Source organism: Amycolatopsis dongchuanensis, from assembly GCF_039542405.1.
GTDB lineage: Bacteria > Actinomycetota > Actinomycetes > Mycobacteriales > Pseudonocardiaceae > Amycolatopsis_E > Amycolatopsis_E sacchari.
In genome coordinates, this window is the sequence record NZ_BAABIB010000187.1 from 1 (window position 1) to 512 (window position 512).

The window sequence follows — 512 nt, forward strand, 5'->3', positions numbered from 1 at the left end:
AGTACCTCAACGCGGGCCCGGCGCGGCTGCCGCAGTCGCACATCACCCTCGACTACTGCCGCGAGCTGGGCGTCGAGGTGCAGCCGTTCCTCAACCAGAACGCCAACGCGTTGCTGTACTACGACGGCAAGGCGCCGGTCCGCTACCGCACCGCGAAGGCCGACGTCTACGGCTACGTGTCCGAACTGCTGTCGAAGGCGATCGACCAGGGCGCGCTCGACAAGGAGCTGACCGCCGACGACAAGGAACAGCTGCTGACGTTCCTCGAAGACTTCGGCGACATCGGCGGCAAAGCCGACGGCTTCGCCTACACCGGCAGCAGCCGTCGTGGTTATTCGGTCGAGCCGGGCGCGGGCGACACCCCGGGCGTGGTTCTCGGGCCGCCACCGTCCCTTTCGGACGTGATCGCCGCGCGGCTCGGGCGGACGTTCACGTTCGAGTTCGAATACGACCAGGCGATCACGATGATGCAGCCGGTCGGCGGGATGGACGCGATCCCGATGGCGCTCTAC

Annotated in this window: 1 pseudogene; it reads left to right on the forward strand. The window is 67.4% G+C overall.

The annotated features are described in order from the left end of the window. Nucleotides 1-512 (forward strand): annotated as a pseudogene (locus ABFX51_RS39530) (amino acid oxidase); the annotation flags it as partial.